At 71.5% G+C, this 21,879-nt stretch carries 17 protein-coding genes; 9 read left to right on the top strand and 8 right to left on the bottom strand.

From position 1 onward, the window contains the following. Positions 1-7: 7 nt before the first annotated feature. Positions 8-1,054 (bottom strand): tRNA (adenosine(37)-N6)-threonylcarbamoyltransferase complex transferase subunit TsaD, encoded by a 1,047-nt coding sequence (tsaD, locus tag ACQQ2N_RS09655; protein WP_440225501.1) that lies wholly within the window; start codon positions 1,052-1,054, stop codon positions 8-10. 59 nt (positions 1,055-1,113) lie between these two features. On the opposite strand from tsaD, the gene rpsU reads away from it, so the two are divergent. The 7 genes from rpsU (at position 1,114) to thrC (ending at position 9,262) form a co-directional block, all read left to right on the top strand. After that, positions 1,114-1,329: a 30S ribosomal protein S21 gene (gene rpsU / locus ACQQ2N_RS09650; RefSeq protein WP_092405488.1), complete on the top strand. Its 216-nt coding sequence runs from the start codon at positions 1,114-1,116 to the stop codon at positions 1,327-1,329. A gap of 155 nt (positions 1,330-1,484) precedes the next feature. Continuing rightward, positions 1,485-1,934 carry a GatB/YqeY domain-containing protein gene (locus tag ACQQ2N_RS09645; protein ID WP_440225500.1) on the top strand — a complete coding sequence of 150 codons (450 nt, stop codon included), beginning with the start codon at positions 1,485-1,487 and terminating at the stop codon, positions 1,932-1,934. 86 nt (positions 1,935-2,020) lie between these two features. Continuing rightward, a complete protein-coding gene (locus ACQQ2N_RS09640) occupies positions 2,021-2,479 on the top strand; it encodes a hypothetical protein (protein WP_440225499.1) in 459 nt (152 codons plus the stop codon). A 36-nt stretch (positions 2,480-2,515) separates the two neighbouring features. After that, positions 2,516-4,279 carry a DNA primase gene (gene dnaG, locus ACQQ2N_RS09635; protein WP_440225498.1) on the top strand — a complete coding sequence of 588 codons (1,764 nt, stop codon included), beginning with the start codon at positions 2,516-2,518 and terminating at the stop codon, positions 4,277-4,279. A gap of 192 nt (positions 4,280-4,471) precedes the next feature. Continuing rightward, positions 4,472-7,012 (top strand): bifunctional aspartate kinase/homoserine dehydrogenase I, encoded by a 2,541-nt coding sequence (gene thrA, locus ACQQ2N_RS09630; RefSeq protein ID WP_440225497.1) that lies wholly within the window; start codon positions 4,472-4,474, stop codon positions 7,010-7,012. 43 nt (positions 7,013-7,055) lie between these two features. After that, positions 7,056-7,976, top strand: coding sequence for a homoserine kinase (locus tag ACQQ2N_RS09625; RefSeq protein ID WP_440225496.1), 921 nt, complete (start codon positions 7,056-7,058; stop codon positions 7,974-7,976). Next, complete coding sequence (gene thrC / locus ACQQ2N_RS09620; RefSeq protein ID WP_440225495.1) at positions 7,973-9,262, top strand: threonine synthase; 1,290 nt, start codon at positions 7,973-7,975, stop codon at positions 9,260-9,262. Before ACQQ2N_RS09625 ends, thrC begins: the two co-directional genes overlap by 4 nt. 330 nt (positions 9,263-9,592) lie before the next feature. Here the strand turns inward: thrC and ACQQ2N_RS09615 are convergent, their stop codons facing one another. From ACQQ2N_RS09615 to ACQQ2N_RS09585, 7 genes are all read right to left on the bottom strand, one after another. Then, positions 9,593-11,902 carry a TonB-dependent receptor domain-containing protein gene (locus ACQQ2N_RS09615; RefSeq protein WP_440225494.1) on the bottom strand — a complete coding sequence of 770 codons (2,310 nt, stop codon included), beginning with the start codon at positions 11,900-11,902 and terminating at the stop codon, positions 9,593-9,595. 83 nt (positions 11,903-11,985) lie between these two features. Further along, a complete protein-coding gene (locus ACQQ2N_RS09610; protein WP_440225493.1) occupies positions 11,986-12,918 on the bottom strand; it encodes a FecR family protein in 933 nt (310 codons plus the stop codon). Further along, on the bottom strand, positions 12,915-13,481 hold the full coding sequence (locus ACQQ2N_RS09605; protein ID WP_440225492.1) for an RNA polymerase sigma factor: 567 nt from the start codon (positions 13,479-13,481) through the stop codon (positions 12,915-12,917). Before ACQQ2N_RS09605 ends, ACQQ2N_RS09610 begins: the two co-directional genes overlap by 4 nt. A gap of 258 nt (positions 13,482-13,739) precedes the next feature. Further along, positions 13,740-14,852, bottom strand: coding sequence for a hypothetical protein (locus tag ACQQ2N_RS09600; protein WP_440225491.1), 1,113 nt, complete (start codon positions 14,850-14,852; stop codon positions 13,740-13,742). A 113-nt stretch (positions 14,853-14,965) separates the two neighbouring features. Beyond that, positions 14,966-17,425: a winged helix-turn-helix domain-containing protein gene (locus ACQQ2N_RS09595; RefSeq protein ID WP_440225490.1), complete on the bottom strand. Its 2,460-nt coding sequence runs from the start codon at positions 17,423-17,425 to the stop codon at positions 14,966-14,968. Between the two features lie 69 nt (positions 17,426-17,494). Continuing rightward, positions 17,495-18,790, bottom strand: a complete 1,296-nt coding sequence (locus tag ACQQ2N_RS09590; RefSeq protein WP_440225489.1) for an MFS transporter — start codon at positions 18,788-18,790, stop codon at positions 17,495-17,497. Between the two features lie 69 nt (positions 18,791-18,859). Further along, positions 18,860-19,264 carry a hypothetical protein gene (locus ACQQ2N_RS09585; RefSeq protein WP_440225488.1) on the bottom strand — a complete coding sequence of 135 codons (405 nt, stop codon included), beginning with the start codon at positions 19,262-19,264 and terminating at the stop codon, positions 18,860-18,862. A gap of 288 nt (positions 19,265-19,552) precedes the next feature. On the opposite strand from ACQQ2N_RS09585, the gene ACQQ2N_RS09580 reads away from it, so the two are divergent. Together ACQQ2N_RS09580 and ACQQ2N_RS09575 are read left to right on the top strand one after the other, a co-directional pair. After that, positions 19,553-19,762 (top strand): cold-shock protein, encoded by a 210-nt coding sequence (locus ACQQ2N_RS09580; protein WP_440225487.1) that lies wholly within the window; start codon positions 19,553-19,555, stop codon positions 19,760-19,762. Positions 19,763-20,029: 267 nt separating this feature from the next. Continuing rightward, a complete protein-coding gene (locus tag ACQQ2N_RS09575) occupies positions 20,030-21,832 on the top strand; it encodes a CocE/NonD family hydrolase (protein ID WP_440225486.1) in 1,803 nt (600 codons plus the stop codon). The last annotated feature ends 47 nt before the right edge of the window (positions 21,833-21,879 follow it).

Genomic DNA, 21,879 nt, shown 5'->3' with positions numbered 1-21,879 from the left:
GTCAGCCTCAGCCCGCCTCGACGGCGGGCAATCCCTCGAGGTCCCAGCGCGGGAACACGCGGATCTGCGCGTCGTCGAGCTGGCCACCGTGCAGGCGGATCGCGCCCGCGAGCGCGATCATCGCGCCGTTGTCGGTGCAGAACTCGAGCCGCGGGAAGTGCACGCTGAAGCCTTCACGCGCGCCGGCGTCGGCGAGCTGGGCGCGCAGGCGCCGGTTCGCGCCGACGCCGCCCGCGACGACGAGCCGGCGTGCACCGGCCGCCTCGAGCGCGCGCCGGCACTTGATCGCGAGCGTCTCGACGATCGCCTCCTCGAAGCCGCGCGCGATGTCGGCGCGCGTGTCCTCGGCCCGGTCGCTGCGCTGCCAGGCCTGCAGCACCTGGGTCTTGAGGCCCGAGAAGCTGAAGTCGAGCCCGGGACGGTCGGTCATCGGCCGCGAGAAGCGGAACGCGTTCGGATCGCCACCCTCGGCCAGGCGCGCGAGCGCCGGCCCGCCCGGGTAGGGCAAGCCCATGAGCTTGGCGGTCTTGTCGAAGGCCTCGCCGGCGGCGTCGTCGAGCGTGTCGCCGAGCAGGCGATAACGGCCGATGCCGTCCACCGCGATCAGCATCGAATGGCCACCCGACACGAGCAGCGCGACGAACGGCGGCTCGGGCGGGTCGGCCTCGAGCAGCGGCGCGAGCAGGTGGCCTTCCAGATGATGCACGCCGATCGCGGGCACCTCGAGCGCCCAGGCCAGCGAGCGCGCCGCGGCCGCGCCGACCAGCAGCGCGCCGACCAGGCCCGGGCCGGCCGTGTAGGCGACGCCGCCGAGCGACTCGATCGCGATGCCGGCGTCGGACAGGGTCTGGCGCACCAGCGGCAGCAGCTTGCGCACGTGGTCGCGCGAAGCCAGCTCGGGCACGACGCCGCCGTACTCGGCGTGCAGGTCGACCTGGCTGTACAAGGTGTGCGCGAGCAGGCCGCGCTCGCGGTCGTAGACCGCGACGCCGGTCTCGTCGCAGGAGGTCTCCACGCCGAGGACGGGGCCGGGTTTTGCAAAGCTCGAAGTCATCAGGATAGAATGCGCGGCTCGCCCGAGAGCCCGGGTGTCCAGTTTACCGTGGAGTGACCATGCCCAGCGTCAAAGTTCGCGAAAACGAACCGTTCGAGTTTGCCCTGCGCCGCTTCAAGCGCACCTGCGAGAAGGCCGGCGTGCTGGCCGAAGTGCGCAAGCGCGAGTTCTACGAAAAGCCGACCCAGGAGCGCAAGCGCAAGCGCGCTGCCGCGGTCAAGCGCCACCTGCGTCGCGTCTCGCGCGACGTCACCAAGCGCCAGCGCATGTACTGATGCCCCGGCGCCGCCGGCCGCCTTCTGGCGCCGACGGCTCCCCGCGGTCCCGGTCACGGGCACCGCACCATCCGGGCTGATCCTTCGGCCGGCCTCGCGCAAGCGAAGCCGGCCGTCGGCGTTTGTGCTTTCCGTTCCCTGCACGAGGTGTTCCGATGTCCGCGCTCAAAGCCCGCATCACCGACGACATGAAGGCCGCCATGCGCGCCGGCGAGAAGGATCGCCTCGGCGTGATCCGCCTCGTGCTCGCCGCGCTCAAGCAGCGTGAAGTCGACGAACGCATCGAGCTCGACGACACCCAGGTGCTGGCGGTGCTCGAGAAGATGGTCAAGCAGCGTCGCGACTCGATCGAGCAGTTCACGGCCGCGTCGCGCGAGGACCTCGCTGCCGTCGAGCGTGCCGAAGTCACCGTGATCGAGGCCTACCTGCCGGCCGCGCTCGGCGAGGCCGAAATCGATCTCATCGTCGCGACCGCGATCAGCGAGACCGGCGCCGCCGGCCCGCGCGACATGGGCAAGGTCGTCGCCCAGGTGAAGCCGCAGGTACTCGGCCGCGCCGACATGGGCAAGGTCTCCGAACTCATCAAGCGCAAGCTCGCCGGCTGAATCCCGCGCAACGGGGCCGCCGCTCGGCGGCCCCTGCCGGGTGCATCGCCCGTGGAAGGGAGTTCCCCTGCCACGAGGATCGCCCGATGCCCCTGCCCTTCCGCCTTCTCGCCGCCGCGCTCGCCCTCGCCGCGGCCTGCCCGTCCGCGTTCGCCTCGGTGCGCACGCCGGTCAATACGCGCATCCTGCATGTGGCGCCGATGCCCGGCGAGTACACGCTCGCCCAGATCCGCGGCCCGGGCGTGTTCGTCGGTGCGCGCGTCAATGCGCTCGGCGTCGACGCCACCCAGGTCACGGCCTACGTCGAGATCGACGGCCGCACCGTGTTCCTGAGCGGCCTCGGCGCGTCCGAAGCCGCACTCGGCGGGGTCGTCAACGGTGGCGTCGGCGTGACCTACGCGCCCGAACTGCAAGGCCGCTCGCGCGCGAGCTTCGGCTTCGCCGAGCCGCTGCGCTTCGAGCGCGAGCTGCGCGTGTACGTGCGCGTCGAGGCCGGCGTGCCATCGCGCGTGTTCGGCGACGTCGTCACCGGGGCGCCCGACTGAGCGACGTCGCGCGGGTGCGGCCGCTACACTGACGTGATGGCCGGCCGCATCCCCGAACGCTTCATCGACGACCTCCTCGCCCGCGTCGACATCGTCGACGTGATCCAGGAGCGCGTCACGCTGAAGAAGGCCGGGCGCGACTGGACCGCACGCTGCCCGTTCCACGACGAGCGCTCGCCGTCGTTCACGGTGAGCCCGGCCAAGCAGTTCTACCACTGCTTCGGCTGCGGCGCGCACGGCAGCGCGATCCGCTTCCTCATGGATTACGACCGCCTGGAGTTCCCCGACGCGATCGAGGAACTCGCCGCGCGCGTCGGCCTCGAGGTGCCGTACGAGGGCGGACGCAAGCAGGCCCCGCGCGAGGACGCGGCCGACCTCTACGGCGTGCTCGCCGAGGCGGCGACGTTCTTCCGCACGCAGCTCGCACGCAGCGACACCGCACGCGACTACTTCGCGCGGCGCGGCCTCGACGAGGCCATCCTCGCGCGCTTCAACCTCGGCTACGCGCCGGACCAGTGGGATGCGCTCAAGTCCGCGCTCGGCACCAACACCGCGCGCCTCGCGCTGCTCGAGAAGGCCGGCATGCTGTCGATCGGCGAACGCGGCGGCAAGTACGACCGTTTCCGCGATCGCGTGATGTTCCCGATCCTCGACCGGCGCGGCCGCACGATCGCGTTCGGCGGCCGCGTGCTGGTCAAGGACGACGGCGGCCCGAAGTACCTCAATTCGCCCGAGACGCCGCTGTTCCACAAGGGCCGCGAACTGTTCGGCCTGTGGCAGGTGCGCGAAGCGCATTCGAAGATCCCGCGCCTGCTCGTGGTCGAGGGCTACATGGACGTCATCGCGCTGCACCAGTACGGCATCACCCAGGCCGTCGCGACGCTCGGCACGGCGACCACGAGCGACCACGCCGAAATCCTGTTCCGCAACGCGGCCGACGTGTACTTCTGCTTCGACGGCGACCGCGCCGGCCGCCAGGCCGCGTGGCGCGCAGTGGAGTCCGTGTTGCCGCGCATGCGCGACGGCCGCCAGGCCTGGTTCCTGTTCGTGCCCGACGGCGAGGATCCCGACTCGCTGATCCGCAAGGAAGGCCTCGACGGCTTCGAGGCGCGCCTGCGCGACGCGACGCCGCTGAGCACGTTCTTCTTCGCCGAAACCGGCCGCGACATCAACCTCGCCCATCTCGACGGCAAGGCGCGACTCGCCGAGCGCGCCCGCCCGCTGCTCGCGCAGATCCCCGACGGCGCATTCCGCGACCTCATGCACGGCGAGCTCGAGCGCATCGCCGGCGTCGCCACCGCGACGCCATCGGCCGCCAACGCACGTCCGCCGCGACCGAATGCCTCGCCGCCGCAGCGCTCGCTCGTGCGTACGGCCGTCGCGCTGCTCGTGCAACGCCCGGCGCTCGCGCTCGAGATCGAGCCGCCGTGGACGTTCGCGACGCTGCGCCAGCCTGGCGTCACCCTGCTCGTCGAACTGATCCGCCTGTGCCGTGAACGTCCCGCGATCACCACCGGGGCGCTGCTCGAACACATGGCCGGACGCGAGGAGGCCGCCGCGCTGCACAAGCTCGCCACGATGGACATCGTGTTCGGCGACGACGAGGGCCGCGCCGAGTTCCGTGGCGCGATCGCCCAGCTCGACGCGCAGACCGCCCAGCAGCGCCTCGACGACCTCCTGCAGCGCCAGCGCGAGGGTGCGCTGGACAGCGTCGAGCAGGACGAACTGCGCGGCCTGCTCAAGACCCCGCATATCGACGCAAAGACGGCCAAATGGAAGCCGCGCGCACGCCGTCCTTGACAGCGCCCCCGGCGATCGATTCCACTAGCCCGATGCGCCGCACCGACATGACCACTACGACGATGATTACCACGCGCCACCGCGCGTGGATCGTCGTGTGCGACTAGTTTCGCAAGCAACGGTCCCGCGCCTCGACGAGGTTGCGGGATCACCCCCACCTCGACGAACGCGGGGCCATCAACCGGAGGCCCGATGAGTCCGTTCGCCAACCTGTCCGCCACCCTCGCCGCGACGCGGCACAACCTGGGCCCGCTCGCGGGCGGGGGTCATGCGGTCGCGACCGCGCACAAGTTCGGCGGCTCGTCGCTCGCCAACGCGGAGCGCTACCGCCGCGTCGGCGCGATCCTGCTCGAGCGCGACGACGCCGTGCAGGTCACCGTGGTCTCGGCGATGCAGGGCGTCACCGACGCGCTGATCGGCCTCGCCACCGCGGCCGCCGCGAAGGACACGGCCTGGCGCACGAACTGGGAGACGCTGCGCGAGCGTCATCTGGAGACCGCGCGCGAGCTGCTCGGCGACCGTTCCGGCGCGATGCGCGTCTGGCTCGACGCACGCTTCGCCGACCTCGCCGAAACGCTCAAGGCCCTCGCCGTGCTCGGTATCCCGGCACGCGAGGCGCTCGAGGCGATCCAGGGCCTCGGCGAGGTCTGGTCGGCGCACCTGCTGCGTGCCCACGTCGACGCGCTGGGCCAGCCGTGTGCGCTGCTCGACGCGCGCGAGGTGCTGGTCGTCTCGCACGGCGAACTCGGTGTCTCGGTGGACTGGCAGGCCAGTGCGGCGCGCCTCGCCGAGTGGCGTTCGCGCCATCCGCAGCCACGCATCGTCGTGACCGGATTCGTCGCGCGCGACGCCGACGGCCGCGCGACCGTGCTCGGGCGCAACGGCAGCGACTACTCGGGTGCGATCTTCGCGGCGCTGTTCGACGCGCGCGAGCTGCACATCTGGACCGACGTCGACGGCGTGCTCTCGGCCGATCCGCGCCTCGTGCCCGAAGCCGTTTCGCTCAATGCGCTGTCGTACGAGGAGGCCTGCGAACTCGCCTATTTCGGCGCCAAGGTGATCCATCCGCAGACGATGATGCCGGCGATGGCGCTCGGCCTGCCGATCCACATCCGCAACACGTTCCGCCCCGCGCATCCGGGCACCTGCATCTCGACGCTCGGCGACGCCAGCGACGGCCCCGTGCGCGGCCTCTCGCTCGCCGACGGCCTCGCCGTGGTGAACGTCGAAGGCGCCGGCATGATCGGCGTGCCCGGCACCGCCGAACGCGTGTTCGCGGCGCTGCGCGACGCACGCGTCTCGGTCGTCATGATCTCGCAGGGTTCGTCCGAGCACTCGATCTGCTGCGTCGTGAAGGGTGCCGATGCCGAGCGCGCCAAGGTCGCGCTCGACGCGGTGTTCGCGCGCGAGCTCGCCGCGGGCCAGCTGCAGGCGATCACGCTCACCTCCAACATCAGCGTGCTCGCCGCGGTCGGCGACGGCATGGCCGGCACGCCCGGCGTCGCCGCGCGCCTGTTCGCGACGCTAGGCCGTGCTCAGGTCAACATCCGCGCGATCGCGCAGGGCGCCTCGGAGCGCAACATTTCGGTTGCGCTCGACAGCCAGCACGCGGCACGCGCGCTGCGCGCCGTGCATTCGGGTTTCTGGCTGTCGGCGCAGACGATCTCGGTCGGCGTGATCGGCCCCGGCAACGTCGGCCGCGCACTGCTCGACCAGCTGCGCGAGGCGATCCCGCGCCTGCGCCGCAGCGCGCACCTCGACCTGCGCGTGCGCGCGATCGCCTCGAGCCGACGCCTGTGGACGCACGAAGCCGGCGAACTCGAGGCCGACTGGGCCGACAAGCTCGAGGCGAGCGACACGCCGCCCGACCTCGACCGCTTCACCGCGCACGTGCACGCCGGCCATCTGCCGCATGCCGTCATCGTCGACTGCAGCGCCAGCGACACGGTGGCCGCGCGCTACGCCGAGTGGCTCGCCGCGGGCATCCACGTGATCACGCCGAACAAGCAGGCTGGCGCCGGCCCGCTCGAACGCTGGCAGGCGATCCGCGCCGCCGGCGAGGCGAGCGGCGCGCGCTGGCGCTACGAGGCCACGGTCGGCGCGGGACTGCCGGTCGTGCAGACGCTGCGCGACCTCATCGACACGGGCGACGAACTGGTCGCCGTCGAGGGCATCCTGTCGGGTACGCTGGCGTGGCTGTTCAACGCCTACGACGGCAGCAAGCCATTCTCGACCCTCGTGCGCGAGGCCCTCGCGATGGGCTACACCGAGCCCGATCCACGCGACGACCTGTCCGGCGTCGACGTCGCGCGCAAGCTCGTCATCCTTGCGCGCGAAGCCGGTCAGGCCCTCGCGCTCGAGGACGTCGACGTGACAGGCCTCGTGCCCGCCGAACTGCTCGCGCTGTCTCGCGAGGATGCGATCGCGCAGCTGGATTCGCTCGACGACGCGATGGCCGCGAAGCTCGCACGTGCCCGCGACGCCGGCTGCGTGCTGCGCTACGTCGCGCGCCTCGACCGTGATGGCCGCGCCAGTGTCGGCCTCGCCGAACTGCCTGCCACCCACGCGTTCGCGAACCTGCGCCTGACCGACAACATCGTGCAGTTCACGACGCGCCGCTACGCGACCAACCCGCTCATCGTGCAGGGCCCGGGCGCCGGGCGCGAGGTCACCGCGGCGGGCGTGTTCGCCGATCTGCTGCGCGTCGGCGCGGCGATCGGGGCGAAGCTGTGAGCGGCGCGATCGAAGGGAACATGTGCGGCATGCGGAGGCGCGCATGAGCCACGCGACCGCCTTCGCGCCCGCGAGCATCGGCAACGTCGCGGTCGGCTTCGACGTGCTCGGCCAGACCTTCGACGGCCCCGGCGACCGTGCCACCGTGCGCATCCTCGACGAGCCCGTCGTGCGCATCGAGGCGATCCGCGGCAGCGTCGTCGACCTGCCGCTCGAGGCCGAGCGCAACACCGCGGGACGCGCACTGATCGCGTTCTGCGAGGCGCTCGCGCTGCCGCACGGCTTCGCGCTCGAGCTCGACAAGGGCATTCCGCTCGGCTCGGGCATGGGCGGCTCGGCGGCCTCGTGCGTGGCCGCGCTCGTCGCCGCCAATGCGTTGCTCGACCAGCCGCTGCCGGCCGAGGAGCTGTATCCGTTCGCGCTCGCCGGCGAAGCCGTCGCGAGCGGCAGCATGCACGGCGACAACGTCGGGCCGATGCTGCTCGGCGGGCTCGCACTCGCCACCGCCGACCGCCTCGTGCGCATTCCGGTGCCGGCGGCTTGGCATTGCGTCGTCGTGCATCCCGATGCGGTACTCGAGACGCGTCGTGCGCGCGAGGCGCTGCGCGGTGCCTATGCGCTGCACGACCTCGTCGCGCAGAGCGCGAACCTCGCGCTCGTGCTGGCAGGATGCTTCCGCGGCGATGCGGGCCTCGTGCGTGCCGGCCTCGCCGATGTCGTGGTCGAGCCGCGCCGCGCGCCGCTCATCACGGGCTTCGCGGCGGTCAAGCAGGCGGCACTCGACCACGACGCGCTCGGCGCGAGCATCTCCGGTGCGGGGCCGAGCGTGTTCGCGTGGTTCGAGGACCGCGGGCGCGCCGAGCACGCCGCGCCCGCGATGCAGGCCGCCTTCGCAGAAGCCGGCTTCGCGAGCGAAGCCTACGTGTCCCCCGTCGACGGGCCCGCGGCCCGGGTGATCGCATGACGTTCCCGAGCACGCGCGGCGGTCCCGCCGCGAAGAACCTGAGCGAGGCGCTGCTGGCCGGGCTCGCACCCGACGGCGGCCTCTACGTACCGGCGACGCTGCCGCGCTTCACGCCGGCCGATTTCGACGGCATCGACACGCTGCCCGCGATCACGCATCGCCTGCTCGCACCGCTGTTCGAAGGCGATGCACTCGCCGGCGACCTCGGCCCGATCTGTGCCGAGGCCCTCGACATCCCTGCACCACTCGTCGCGCTGACGCCGCCGTCGACCTGGCTGCTCGAGCTGTTCCACGGCCCGACCGCCGCGTTCAAGGATTTCGGCGCGCGCTTCCTCGCCGCGTGCATGCGCCGCGTGCACACGGGCACAAAGCCGTTGACGATCGTCGTCGCGACCTCGGGCGACACCGGTGCCGCGGTCGGCGCGGCCTTCCATCGCGTGCCGGGCCTGCGTGTCGTGATCCTCTACCCGGACGGCCGTGTGTCGCCGCGCCAGGCGCACCAGCTCGGCTGCTTCGGCGACAACGTGCAGGCGTTGCGCGTGGCCGGCAGCTTCGACGACTGCCAGCGCCTCGCCAAGCAGGCCCTCGCCGACCGCGACCTGCAGGCCGTCGTGCCGCTGAGCTCGGCCAACAGCATCAGCCTCGGCCGGCTGCTGCCGCAGATGGCCTATTACGCGGCGTCCTCGCTCTCGCACTGGCGCGCGCACGGCCGCGCGCTCGGTTTCGTCGTGCCGACCGGCAACCTCGGCAATGCGATGGCGGCGATCCTCGCGCGTGACAGCGGGCTGCCGATCGGGCGCATCGTGCTCGCGACCAACGCGAACCGCGTGCTGCCCGACTTCTTCGCCGGCGCGCCGTACACGCCTGCGGCGAGCGTGGCCACGCTCGCCAACGCGATGGACGTCGGCGCACCGAGCAACGTCGAGCGCCTGCGCTGGTTCCATCCGGACGACGACGCGCTGCGCGCGGCATTCACCGCACGCGCGGTCGATGACGACACGATCCGCACGACGCTCGCGGCCGCACCGGCGCGCTACGGCACGGTGCTGTGTCCGCACACGGCCTGCGCCGCACACGTGCTCGAAGGCCTGCGCGCCGAAGGCGACGACGGCGACTGGGCGATCGTGTCGACCGCACATCCGGCCAAGTTCGAACGCATCGTCGAGCCGCTGGTCGGCCATGCGGTCGAGGCGCCGCCGGCACTCGCCGAACTGCTCGAGCGTCCTTCGCACGCCGAGCCGATCGCGGCCGACGCAGGCGCGCTGCGCGCGGTGCTCGAACGCTGAGACTCGCGGCGCCGCGTGCAGCAGGGCTGCTGCATCATCTTTTCCCTTCCCCCTCCGGGAGAAGAGCCTGCCCCGTACCCCGATACGGGATGGCCCGCGGGGCCGGATGAGGGTACGGCCTCGCGACAAAGATCTGGCGTCATCGCAATCCCGCACCCTCTCCCCAACCCCTCTCCCGGAGGGAGAGGGGCTCGAGTGCGACGCCACTGCGGACGGGGCGCCGAATCGGCGTCCATCGCGTGACAACGAACGCCGGGATGCACACTGTGGAAGCGCCGCTGGTCGCTCGACCCAGAGCTCGGATCTTCCCCTGACAGCCGTGCGTGCGGATCAGAAGCGCAGCGTCGCCGACAGGCGCACGTTGCGCCCCGGCTCGGGCAGGCCGGCGACGATCTCGTAGCCCGGAATGCCGCGGTAGTCGGCGACGCTCGCGTGCGAGCGGTACTGGCGATCGGTCAGGTTGTAGACGCCGGCGTGCAGCTCGAGCCGGTCGGTCTCGAGCGGCTGCCAGCGCGCGAACAGGTCGACCACCGTGTAACCGGGCTTGTCGACGAAGCGCGTGCCGTCGATCCATCCGAGTTCGGCTTCGCGGAACAGCACCTCGATGCCGTCGAGATCCTCGACGCGCGTGACGGTCGCGCCGAAGCCGAGTTTCGCGATCGGATCCCAGCGCACGTCGAGGTTCCAGTTCGCGCCCATCGAGTTGCCGAGCGCGATGTGCTCGTAGCCCTCGATGCGGTGGCCGTTGAGACGCGAGTCGTAGCGGTTGTAGTAGGCATCGACCGACCACGCGCCGGCGTGCCAGCCGCCCTTGATCTCGACGCCGCGCGAGCGGAAGCGGCCGACGTTCTCGTAGTAGACCGGACTCTGCGGCGCCGGCCCCGAGCCGAGCTGGTCGAGCACGACGTCGTCGATGGTCATGCGGTAGTACACCGCCGAGGCGCGCCACGCGTCGCGCTGCCACGCGAAGCCGGCCTCGATGTTGTCGACCGTCTCGGGACGCAGCGTCGGCGACAGGCTCAGGCGGCCGGGACGGCGCTCGAGCGTGAACGCGTCGCCGATCTCCTTGCCGCGGAACGCCTGCGCCCAGCCCGCGTTGAATGTGAGCGCGTCGGTGATCGCCCAGCTCGCGCCGGCATTGAGGCTGATGTCGTCGCTGTCGGTCGATTCGCCGTAGGTGTCGAGATCGAGGTCGTAGGCGTCGTAGCGCGCACCGAAGCTCAGCAGCAGCGGTTCAGCGATCTGCCACTGGTCCTGCACGTACAGTCCGAGCAGCTTGCCCGATTCGACGAAGCGGCCGATCGCGGGATCCCAGGCCCAGTCGGCCCAGACCTCGGCCGGGTCGAGGAAGCGCCCGACCACTTCGTCGTTGCGGTGTTCGACGCCGAACACGAGCACGTGGTCGGCCGCGACGAGGCGGCCGCGCAGGTCGCCGCCCCAGCCGTCGATGCGCGCGCCGTAGCGGCCCCAGCGATCCCAGCGGTCCTGCTCGAACTCGGTACGCGTGCCGTAGAGCGTCGCCTCCACGTCGAATGCCTCGCTGGCCTGGTAGCCGTAGTTGACGACGCCGGTGCTGCGCTCGCCCTCGACCGCGAACAGCGGCTGGTCCTCGAGCACGGGCCAGTTCGGGCGCTGGCCGAACGCGCCGCGCTCCTTGCGCTGCTCGTAGCTCGCGGTGAGGCGATGGCCGTCGCCGAGATCGCCGCCGACCTTGATGAAGGCGAGATCCTGGCGCGCGGCCGAGCCGCGCAATGTGTCGCCGTTGCCGTCCTGCATCGCGTCGTTGTCGACGTGCACGAACGAGGCGAGGATGCCGACCTCGCCGCCGAGGCGCGAGAACGCGGTCGCGCTGGCCTTGTAGCCGTCGTTGCTCGACCAGCCGCCCTTGATGATCGCGCCGTGGTCGCGGTCCGGCGCGAGCAGGTCGACCGGATCGACGGTGCGGAAGCGGATCGCGCCGCCGACCGCGCCGAAGCCCGAGGTCGCCTCGCCGGCGCCGGCCTGCACGTCGACCGTCTTGAGCAGCTCGGGCTCGATCGACACGCGGCCGACGTGGTGGAACAGCGTGCCGCGCTGCGGCGCGCCGTCGACCGTGACATTGAGCATCGAATCCTCGAGACCGCGCACGTAGATCTTCTGCGCGATGCCGAGCGAGCCGCCGACCGACACCGACGGCACGCTGCGGAACAGGTCGGACAACGTGTACGACTGCGTCCGCTGGATGTCGGCGCGATCGAGTTCGACGTCGGTCAGCGCGCCGACGACGACCACGTCGCCGAGTTCGGTCGGCGTGTCCGTGCGCGCGGCCGGCGCAGACGCCGTCGCGGCCTTGCGCACGCTCCACAGGCCCGGCGCCGATTCGACGGCCTCGAGGCCACTGCCCGCGAGCGCGTCGCGCAGCGCGGCACCGACCTCGAGCTGCCCGCGCACGGCCGGTGCGCGGCGGCCGTCGAGCAGCGCGCTGTCGACGGCGAGCGAGGCGCCGCCGCGGTCGGCGATATGACGCAGCGCGTCGGCGAGCGGTTGCGCGGGCACGTCGTAGTCGAGGGGTGCTGCGTGTGCGGTGACAGCGAGGCCGAACGCGAGCGGGGCCAGCGCGCGGCGCAGGCTGCGCACGAGGCGGGTGTGGATCGGGGACATCGGGATCTCCAGCGGGGCCGCCGTGGTGGCGGGTCGCAGGGTTGACGCGCGAAGGCGTGCGCACCCTGATGTCGACATTCGGGTCACCGCGGCACGAGCCGCGTGGCGGCATCCTCCTCGACCACGCGCACCGGCGCGATGCCGGGCAGCACACGCAGCACATCCTCCACGCGCGCGGCCTGCACGACCGCGTCGATGCGCGGCCCGCCCGGCGCCGCGAGGACCGGCTTGTCGCGGTAGCGCGACAGCGCGAGCGCGACGTCCTCGAGCGAGGCCTGGCGGAACACGAGGCGCGCCTCCACGAACGCCTCGGCCTCGGCGACCGGGCGCGTCACACGGCGCGGTGCCGCGCCGTCGTCGACGTCGACGGCGTCACCCGCGACCAGCGCGAGTTCGCCGCCCGGCACGACCGACGCGACCGCGACACGCCCCTCGAGCACGGTGACGGCGGTGTCGTGCGCATGGCGCGCGACCACGAAGCGCGTGCCGGTCACGCGCACGCGCGCATCACCGGCGGTCACCGAGAAGACGCGCGATGCATCGGAGCTGACCTCGAAGCGCGCCTCGCCCGCAAGCAGGCGCACGTCACGCGCGCCGTGCGAGAACGCGACCTCGACGGCCGAGCCGGCGCCGAGCAGCACGCGGCTGCCGTCGACGAGCACGTGCTCGCGCGTCGCGCCACGCGGCGCCTCGAGCACGATCACGGCAACCTCGCCGCGCGGCATCGCCTGCCACCACGCGAACACGCCGGCCGCGAGCACGGCGAACAGGCCGGCGACACCCGCGGCACGCAGGCCACGGCGACGACGCACGTGCGTGACCGCGGCGTCGAGGCGACGACTCGCGGCGAGGTCGTCGAAACCGTCCCACAGCCCGACGATCGCGCGGAACTCGCGGTCGTGCTCGGGCGACGCGTCGCGCCAGGCCTCGAAGCGCGTGCGCAGCGCGGTGTCGGCCCCTGCCTCGCGCAGGCGCAGGAACCACAGCGCGGCCTGCTCGGTGGCGTCGCGTTTCACGACATTCCCGCGGCGAGCTGCGCGCGACGCAGGTCGACCATCGCACGCATGACATGGCGCTCGACCATGTTGCGGCTGATGCGCAGGTGCGCGGCGATCTCCTCGTGCGACCAGCCCTCGATGCGGAACAGCCAGAACACCTCGCGTGCCTTCGGTGGCAGCACGCGCAGCACGCGCTGCACGACAAGCAGGCGTTCGCGCACTTCGGCCACGTGCTCGGCCGACGGCGCGGTCCCGTGCGAAGCATCCTCGGCGTGGTCTTCGGGCAGGCCGACCCAGCGCGAGGCCTCGTGCCAGCTGTCGGCGAGCACGGCGTCGATCGCGCGGCGCAGGTAGGCCTGCGGCTCGCGGATCGGCGCGCCGGTGCGCGTGACCACGCGCAGCAGCGCCTCGTGCAGCACGTCGCGCGCGCGCTCGGGACAGGCCGTGCGGCGCGTCAGCGAAGGCAGCAGCGTGTAGAGCCAGTCCAGGCGGATGCCGACCCAATGTAGTGGTGCGCGTGCAGGCGTGGCGCCGGCCCACGCGGCATCGGCGTCGAAGGCTGAGTCGTCGAGCAGCGGCATGCGGAACGCTCCATGCCGTCGCGCCGCGTGGCACCACGCCGTCCATGGGCGCGGCGCCGGCACGGACCGGCGGTCAGGATTCGTGGGGCGACATGCCGGCGGGTGGTCGCACGGGAGGCGCGAAGCTCGCGCCCGTGGCGAGGGCAGTATAGGGCAGGCCCGCAGGCGCGGCGTGCGCGCGGGCCTGCCGGGGCGACGCGACGGCGTGGCGTCGCGTCGCAGCGGCGGGACGGGAGGGCCGCGGCCCTCCCGCGTGCATCAGGGATCGAAGCCGTCCGCGAAGATCGCGTCGCCGGCGACCGGCACCGCGATGAAGCTCTGCACGCTGAAGGCCGGACCACGCGCGAGACCGGCGATTGCGCCCTCGGCGTTCACGTCGACCGCGTTGAGCAGATGCTCGTAGAGCGTCGCGTTGTCGGCCAGCGTCGCGAGGTCGTACGAGGCGCCGTCGATGTGCACGAAGGCCTTGAACGTCAGCGTCGCCTGGTTGATCGCACGGCCGACGATCACGCCCGCGTCGTTGAGGCCGTTCGCCGAACCGCTGGTGAGGCCGAGCAAGGCACCCGGCACCGGACTCGCCACGCCACCGACGAACGTGGCGGGTTCGGCCGCAGGCCCAGCGAACGTCATCGAGCCCGCGACGACACCGTGGTTGTTGATCGCGTTGGCCATGCTCGGCACGTTCTCGGCATCGGGGGCGAGCGGCGTGAATGCCTGCACGTCGGCCTTGCCACCGATCGCGTGCGCGGGGCTGCCCGGGAAGTTCCAGCCACCGACGAGGTCGCCCGCGTCGTTGATGCCGCTCCAGTACGCCTGCGTGGCCGGGCCGAAATCGGGCCAGCCGTAGTCGACGACATCGTTCTCGTACGTCCATGTGAACGCGCTGAAGTGACCGTCGGCCGAGGCGAGGCCGGCCACGACGCCGAGGTCGTTGATCGCCGCAGGATTGAGCTTGAACGCCTGGTTCTCGCCCATGATCGTGTACGCCTCGGGCTCGAACGCCTCCCACAGCAGCGCGGTCGTGTCGGCGCCTTCGTCGGTGTAGCGAGCCGAGGTGCCGACGATCTGGCCGAGGTTGTTGATCGCCGCAGCCGAACCCTCGTCGCGGTTGTCGGGCAGGCCGAGCACGTGCACGGTGCCGTTGTCCCACAGGAACGCGCGGCTCTCGTAGGTCTCGGCCTCGAGGTAGTAGCCGACCGCCTGGCGCGCATCGTTGACGCTGGCGACGTAGACGCTGACCGCGCCCGGGATCTCGATCGGCACGAGGTGGTACTGCGGCGGCGTGCCGGCGAGCGCACCGGTGGAGAAGCCGGCGAAGGCGAGCAGGCACGCGAGGCGCGCGGCGGTCGGGCGGAAGATCGCGGGAGTCATCGGTGAACGTCCTCGTCGGCAGGTCGGATGGAAGGCACATGCGCCTGTCACGATCCTGCCAAGCGGCTGAAACGACACGATTCGCGCGACATTCGGATCGCGTTCGGATCGCATTACGGCGTGGTCGCGCGCGCCTCGGCGGCCGGCACGTCAACCAGTTCGGCCGGGATCACGCGCTCGCCGGCGAGCGCCCGGGCCTGATCGAGCGCGGCCTGCCAGGCCTCGCGACGGCCCTGCGCGCGGGACAGCCTCAGCTGCACGAGCGCACTGTCGTAGTCGCCACCGCTCCACAGGGCGATGCGCTGCGCGAGCGCCGCCGCATCGGCGGTGCGACCCGCGGCGAGCAGGAAGCGCGTGTAGTCGTCGACGACGGCCGCGAGGGTCTCGGCGACGCCGAGCGCGTCGGCCGTCGTGAGCGCGAGCTGGTAGGCACGCTCGGCATCCTCGGCCTGTCCCGCCGTGGCGAGCCGATTCGCCGAGGCGAGCAGGCGCCACGGCACGCGTGGATGCGCGACCGGCGCCCCGGCGTCGGACGCCGGCAGCGGGATCGGCTGCGTCGAGACGATGCCGAGTTCGCGCTCGAGGCGCGAGCGCAGCACGGCCACGTCGGCACGCACGACATCGTTGTCGGCCGAGGCGAGCTCGTCCTCGGGCAGGCCGTCGAGATGGGCGAGGGCCTGCTCGGGCCGCCCGCGCCGCCACGCCAGCTCGGCACGCAGCAACGGCAGGCGTTCGGCTTCGGAGGGATCCGACGGCACGCGATCGTTGGCCGGATCGTCGAGCAGCACCGCAGCCTCGCCAAGGCGCCCGGCGCGCAGCAGCGCCTGCACGCGGTACATGCGCACCGACAGGCGCGAGTCCGGATTGACCATGCGATCGCGCTGCGCCCAGGCCTCGTCGATCGCCGCCATCGCGGCATCGAGATGCAGCTGCTGGCGGCGTGCGACGAACAGCAGTTGCAGGTTGCCGATCGGCTCCTGCACGACGCCGAGCTCGCGGAAGCGTGCGATCGCGCGTTCGAGGTAGGGCTCGGCCTGGGCGGGGTGCCCGCGCAGGATCTCGAGCGCGCCGACGTTGGAGTCCACGCGCGCGACGCTGCCCGGATCGCCGGCACGCTGGAAAGCCTCGCGCGCGACGCCGTTGTCGACGAGCGCGCCGGCGTAGTCCTGCAGCGAGATGCGCGCGACGCCACGCATGAGGTGCAGGCGTCCGGTCAGGATCGGATCCTCGCCGGCATCGAGTGCGATCGCCTCGGTCGCCACGCGCGAGGCCGCGGCGTAGTCGGCCGAACGCACCTCGACGGTACCGAGCGCGGCGAGCAGTTCGGCGCGGAACGTCGTCGCCGCGGCGGGCGTTTCGGCGAGCAGCGCCTGCAGCTCGCCGCGCGCCGCGGCGAAGCGCCCGGCACGGATGTCGACCTCGGCGAGCTGCTGGCGCAGCCGCGGCGCGTCCTTCGCGAGGTTCGCATCGGCGAGCAGGATCGCACGCGCGGCTTCGGGCTCGTTGGCGAGCATCGCGGCACGCGCGCGCTGCAGCGTCTCGGCGACGCCGGCGGGTTCGACCGGCGTCGGCGGCACATGACCGAGCGCTGCAGCGAGCCGATCGGTGGCCTCGCGCAGCGCGACCATCGGCGAGTCGTCATCGTGGCGACCGACGCGTGGTGTCGCGTCGCCGGCATCGGCGACGACCTCGGCCTGCCAGCGTTCGTCATGCTGCACGAGCGTCGCCGACACGAACACGCGCGCGCCCGCCACGTCACGAAGTGCCACGAGCGCCTGCGCTGTCGGTGCGCCCATCGCTGCGCCACCGTGCGTGCGCAGCAGGCTCACCGTGGCGTCGCTCGGCAGTACGGCCATGCCGCTGCGACGCAGGCGATCGCCGATCAGGTCCATGCCGCCGAGGCGGATCCAGGCACCGTCGCCGTCGGCCGCCTGCAGCGGCAGCACGACGACCCCGCCGGCCTGGACCGGTGTCGCATCATGCGTCGAAGTCGCGCGCCAGCCGAAAACGGCCGCGGCAAGCAGCACGACGAGCGCCACACCGGCGAGAACGGCCGATGCGAGCCGGCCGCCGCGGCGAGGCACGTGCGTCGCGACGGGATCGCGAGCCTGCCCGGCAACCCTGGTCGGCGGATCTGACGTGTCGAGGGGCGCTTCGGTCGCAACGGCCGGCATGGCGACTGGCGGCACCGGAGTGGCCTGCGGCACAGGATCGTCGCCATGAGCCGCGGGACCGGTGCTCGCGTCGGAAGCGACGACAGGCTCCACCGGCGCGACCCAGCGGTAGCCGAAGCCCGGCACGGTGCGGATCGTGCGCTGGGCCTGGCCATCGTCGTCGAGGGCACGCCGGCATTGCAGGATGAGCTGGCCGAGCTGCACGTCGCTCGCGCTCGCACGCGGCCACAGCGCGGCGATCAGCTCGTCGCGGCCGAGCGCGCGGTCGCGCTGCTCGACGAGCATGACGAGGCAGGCGAACGCGCGCGGCGGCAGCGCGACGAGCGCGCCTTCACGGCGCAGCTCGCGCGTCGCGGGATCGAGCAGGAACGGATCGAAGCGGAACGCGGTGGGCTGCATCCGGATGCGGACGACGCCGCGACGGCCTGGAAACGGAGGCCGCGATGGTACCGCAACCCGCCGCCGGGCTCAGGCGTCCTCGGGCGAGGCCCCGCGACGTGCACCTATCGCGAGCAACGCGACCAGCGTGACCGCCGCGGCGACCGAGAGATAACCACCGACCCAGGCGAGGCCGTGATGCGTCGCGAGCCACGTGGCCGCGTAAGGTGCGAGCGACGCACCGACGATGCCGGCGAGGTTGAACGTCAGCGATGCCCCCGTGTAGCGCACCGCGGTCGGGAACAGTCCGGCCAGGGCCGTGCCGAGCGGGCCGTAGGTCAGGCCCATGAGGGCGAGGCCGATCGACAGGAAGGCGAGCACGCCGAACGTGCCGGCCGAGAACAGCGGCGCGAGCACGAAGCCGAACGCGAGGATGCCGAGCGTCGCCGCGACGAGCATGCCGATGCGCCCGCGGCGGTCCGCGATCACCGCCGACAGCGGGATGGTCGCCGCGAAGAACAGCACGCCGATCATCTGCAGGATCAGGAAATCCTTGCGCGCATAGCCGAGCGCCGACGTGCCCCAGCTCAGCGAGAACACCGTCATGAGGTAGAACAGCACGAAGGTCGCGGTCGCCGCGAACGTGCCGAGCACAAGGGCACCGGGATGTTCGCGCACGACGGCGAGCATCGGCAGGCGTACGCGCTCGTTGTTGGCGACCGCGCGCTGGAAGGCCGGCGTCTCGTGCAGGCGCAGGCGCACGTAGAGGCCGACGAACACGAGCAGTGCGCTGGCCAGGAACGGGATGCGCCAGCCCCAGCCGAGGAACTGCGCGTCGTCGAGCCATTCGGTCAGCACGAGGAAGATGCCGGTCGAGCAGAGGAAGCCGATGGGCGCGCCGAGCTGCGGGAACATGCCGTACCACGCACGCTTGCCGGGCGGCGCATTCTCGGTCGCGAGCAGCACCGCACCGCCCCACTCGCCGCCGAGGCCGAGGCCCTGGCCGAACCGGCACAGCGCGAGCAGGGCCGGCGCCCATACGCCGATCGAGGCGTAGGTCGGCAGCAGTCCGATGACGACGGTCGACAAGCCCATGGTCAGGAGGGCCGCGACCAGCGTCGCCTTGCGGCCGATGCGGTCGCCGAAGTGGCCGAACAGCGCCGAGCCGATCGGCCGTGCGAAGAACGCGAGCGCGAAGGTGGCCAGCGACTGCAGCGTCGCCGAGGCCGGATCGCCCGCCGGGAAGAACAGCGTCGGGAACACCAGCACCGCGGCGGTGGCGTAGATGTAGAAGTCGAAGAACTCGATCGTCGTGCCGATCAGGCTCGCGAACAGCACGCGCCGCGGCGAGTTCGCCGGCGCCTCCCCGGGTACCGCTTCAGCCATGTCACGCTCCCGCGCCCCGATCGGCGCCGGCGCGATTCTGCACCGGTGCACCCCGCGGGCGCGAGCGGGTCAGGCCGGTGGAACGGGAAGCGACGGGAATTCCGCGCGCGACGGTACGTGGGCGAGCGCGATGAGATTGGGTGTCTTCGGCGTGGTCGGGTCACGCGCCACGTTGGCGGCACGCTGCGCGGCCTTGTGCGATGCGCGCCAGACCTGGCCCGGGTGGTAGTGGGCGGGTGTGGCCGTCCAGCGCGGATTGCCGGACTTCGCCGACGTGGGGATCTCGCGCGTGCCGAGCGCGCGTCCCGTGAACAGCGGCACCCAGCTGCCCTCCTTCGCATCGGCCTCGATGCACAGGAAGAAGTGCTGTGCGTGCACGGCGACGTCGTCGTCGCAACTGCACGACGCGCCGTAATGCAGCAACTCGTCGGGATCCATGCGCAGGACCAGTCCCGGGGCATGTACATGGGACATCGGCATTCTCCGCGACAAGGGTCGCCACCATGACGCATGCGCGGCGTCCCGGCAATCGAGCCGGCGGGGCGCCGGCGCGCCCGTTGCGCGAGTGTTAGCTTTGTGGAGGGATACCGGGTAGAGTGGGCGTACTGTGTTTGCCTAAAGGGTCACCGTGGATCGTGGCCCGATGCGGTCGATCTCACGATTTGCTTCATCGCTCGTCTCGCCCCTCCAGCAACTCAGTCTCGGCCCGGGATGTCCCGGTGTCGTGATCCCCTGTTGTTCGAGTGCAAGGAGATTCAAGCCATGGCTAATCGTCAGAACGGTACCGTCAAGTGGTTCAATGATGCGAAGGGTTTCGGTTTCATCACGCCGGAGAGCGGCGCCGACCTGTTCGTGCACTTCCGTTCGATCCAGGGCAGCGGCTTCAAGACGCTGCAGGAAGGCCAGAAGGTGACGTTCGTCGCCGTGCAGGGCCAGAAGGGCATGCAGGCGGACGAAGTCCAGGTCGCCTGATCCAACCGGATCCCGCGTCACGAAGAAACCCCGCGCGAAAGCGCGGGGTTTTTTTTTGCCTCGCGGAAGGGGGGCCGGAACGGGTGTAGCTCCCTTTGCGTCCGACTGGCGGCCGAGGAAGGCGTGCAATCCGTGCCGATGAACCCGACCCCGTGCCTCGACCCCGTGCTTCCCGCGTCGTCGCCACCACGACCATCGACCCATGCCGTGCGGGCGGCGAAACCCGCATGATCGACGCGTCGCCGCCGCCCCCAACCAAGGAATGCCATGCGCCTGCACGCCCTGTCCGCCGGACTCGTCCTCGCCCTCGCCGCGGTTCCTGCGGCACTGTTCGCGCAGGAGGACAAGGCACCGCCACCGGACGTGCAGATGACCTGGGGCGTGTCGATCCCGATGCGCGACGGCGTGAACCTCAACGGCACGCTGTACCGCGCGGTCGGCGCGACCGCACCCGAACCCTGCGTGTTCACGCTGACGCCGTACATCTCGGCGAGCTACCACGACCGCGGCATGTACTTCGCGGCGAACGGCTACGTGTTCATGACCGTCGACGTGCGCGGCCGCGGCAACTCGGGCGGCACGTTCACGCCAATGCTGCAGGAGGCGAAGGACGGCCACGACATCGTCGAGTGGTTCGCGCGCCAGCCGTACTGCAACGGCAAGGTGACGATGTGGGGCGGTTCGTACGCCGGCTACAACCAGTGGGCGACGGCCAAGGAGTTCCCGAAGGGCCTCGGCACGATCGTGCCGGTCGCCTCGCCGAAACCCGGCGTCGACTACCCGATGCGCAGCAACCTGTTCTACGGCTACGACGTGACCTGGCTCACCCTGGTCAGCGGCAAGGCCGCGCAGGACGACATCTTCGGCGACGGCAAGTTCTGGGCCTCGAACTTCCGCCGCTGGTATACCTCGCACGCACCGTTCGCGACGCTCGACAGCATCGCCGGCCTTCCGTCACCGATCTTCCAGGAGTGGATCTCGCACCCGACGCTCGGCCCCTACTGGGACGCGTTCAACCCGACCGGCGACGAACTCGCGAAACTCGAGCTGCCGATCCTCTCGGTCACCGGCCAGTACGACGGCGACCAGCCCGGCGCACTCGCGCTGTATGCCGACCACATGCGCCACGGCACCGAGGCGGCGAAGGCGAAGCACTTCCTCGTCATCGGACCGTGGGACCACAGCGGCACGCGCACGCCGCGCGCCGAGGTCGGTGGCGTCACGTTCGGCAAGGCCTCGCTCGTCGACATGAACGCGCTGCACAAGGCGTGGTACGACTGGACGCTCAAGGACGGCACGCGCCCCGAGTTCCTCAAGGACCGTGTCGCATTCTACGTCAGCGGCGAGGAAGCCTGGCGCTACGCACCGACCCTCGAGGCGGTGACCGCATCGACGCAGACCTGGTACCTCGACTCGGTCGCCTCGCGCGCCAACGACGTGTTCGCCTCGGGCAACCTCGTGCGCGACCGCAAGGGCGCCGGCAAACCGGACAGCTACGTCTCCGATCCGCTCGACACGCGCTCGCTGCGACTGCACGACGGCAAGGAAGGCGGTGGCTACCTCGTCGACCAGCGCGCCGAACTGCTCGGCGACGCGCCACGCCTCGTCTACCACACGGCACCGTTCGAGGCCGACACCGACCTCGCGGGCTTCTTCAAGCTGTCCGCGTGGATCGAGCTCGACCAGCCCGATACCGATTTCCAGGTCGACATCACCGAGATCAAGGCCGACGGCAGCAGCCTCGCACTCAGCAAGGACGTCATGCGCGCGCGCTACCGCGAGAGCCTGCACGAAGGAAAGCTGGTCAAGCCGGGCGCGATCGAGCGCTACGATTTCGACAGCTTCGATTTCATGGCACAGCGCATCGCCAAGGGCAGCCGCCTGCGCCTCGTGATCTCGCCGATCAATTCGATGTACTTCGAGAAGAACTACAACGCCGGTGGCGTCGTCGCGCAGGAGTCGGGCAAGGACGCACGCAAGGTGCGCGTGCGCCTGTACCACGATGCCCGCCATCCGAGCGCACTCGTCGTGCCGATCGCGGCGAAGTCCTCCGTGACCGCGAAGCCCTGACGGGAACCCCGCGGCACCGCGGCGGTCGGAAGGGCGTGCACATGCAC

It is taken from the genome of Dokdonella aquatica, from assembly GCF_051987395.1.
Lineage (GTDB): Bacteria > Pseudomonadota > Gammaproteobacteria > Xanthomonadales > Rhodanobacteraceae > Dokdonella.
The sequence above is the reverse complement of the archived record's forward strand: the minus strand, read 5'-3'. Positions and strand labels throughout refer to the sequence as shown.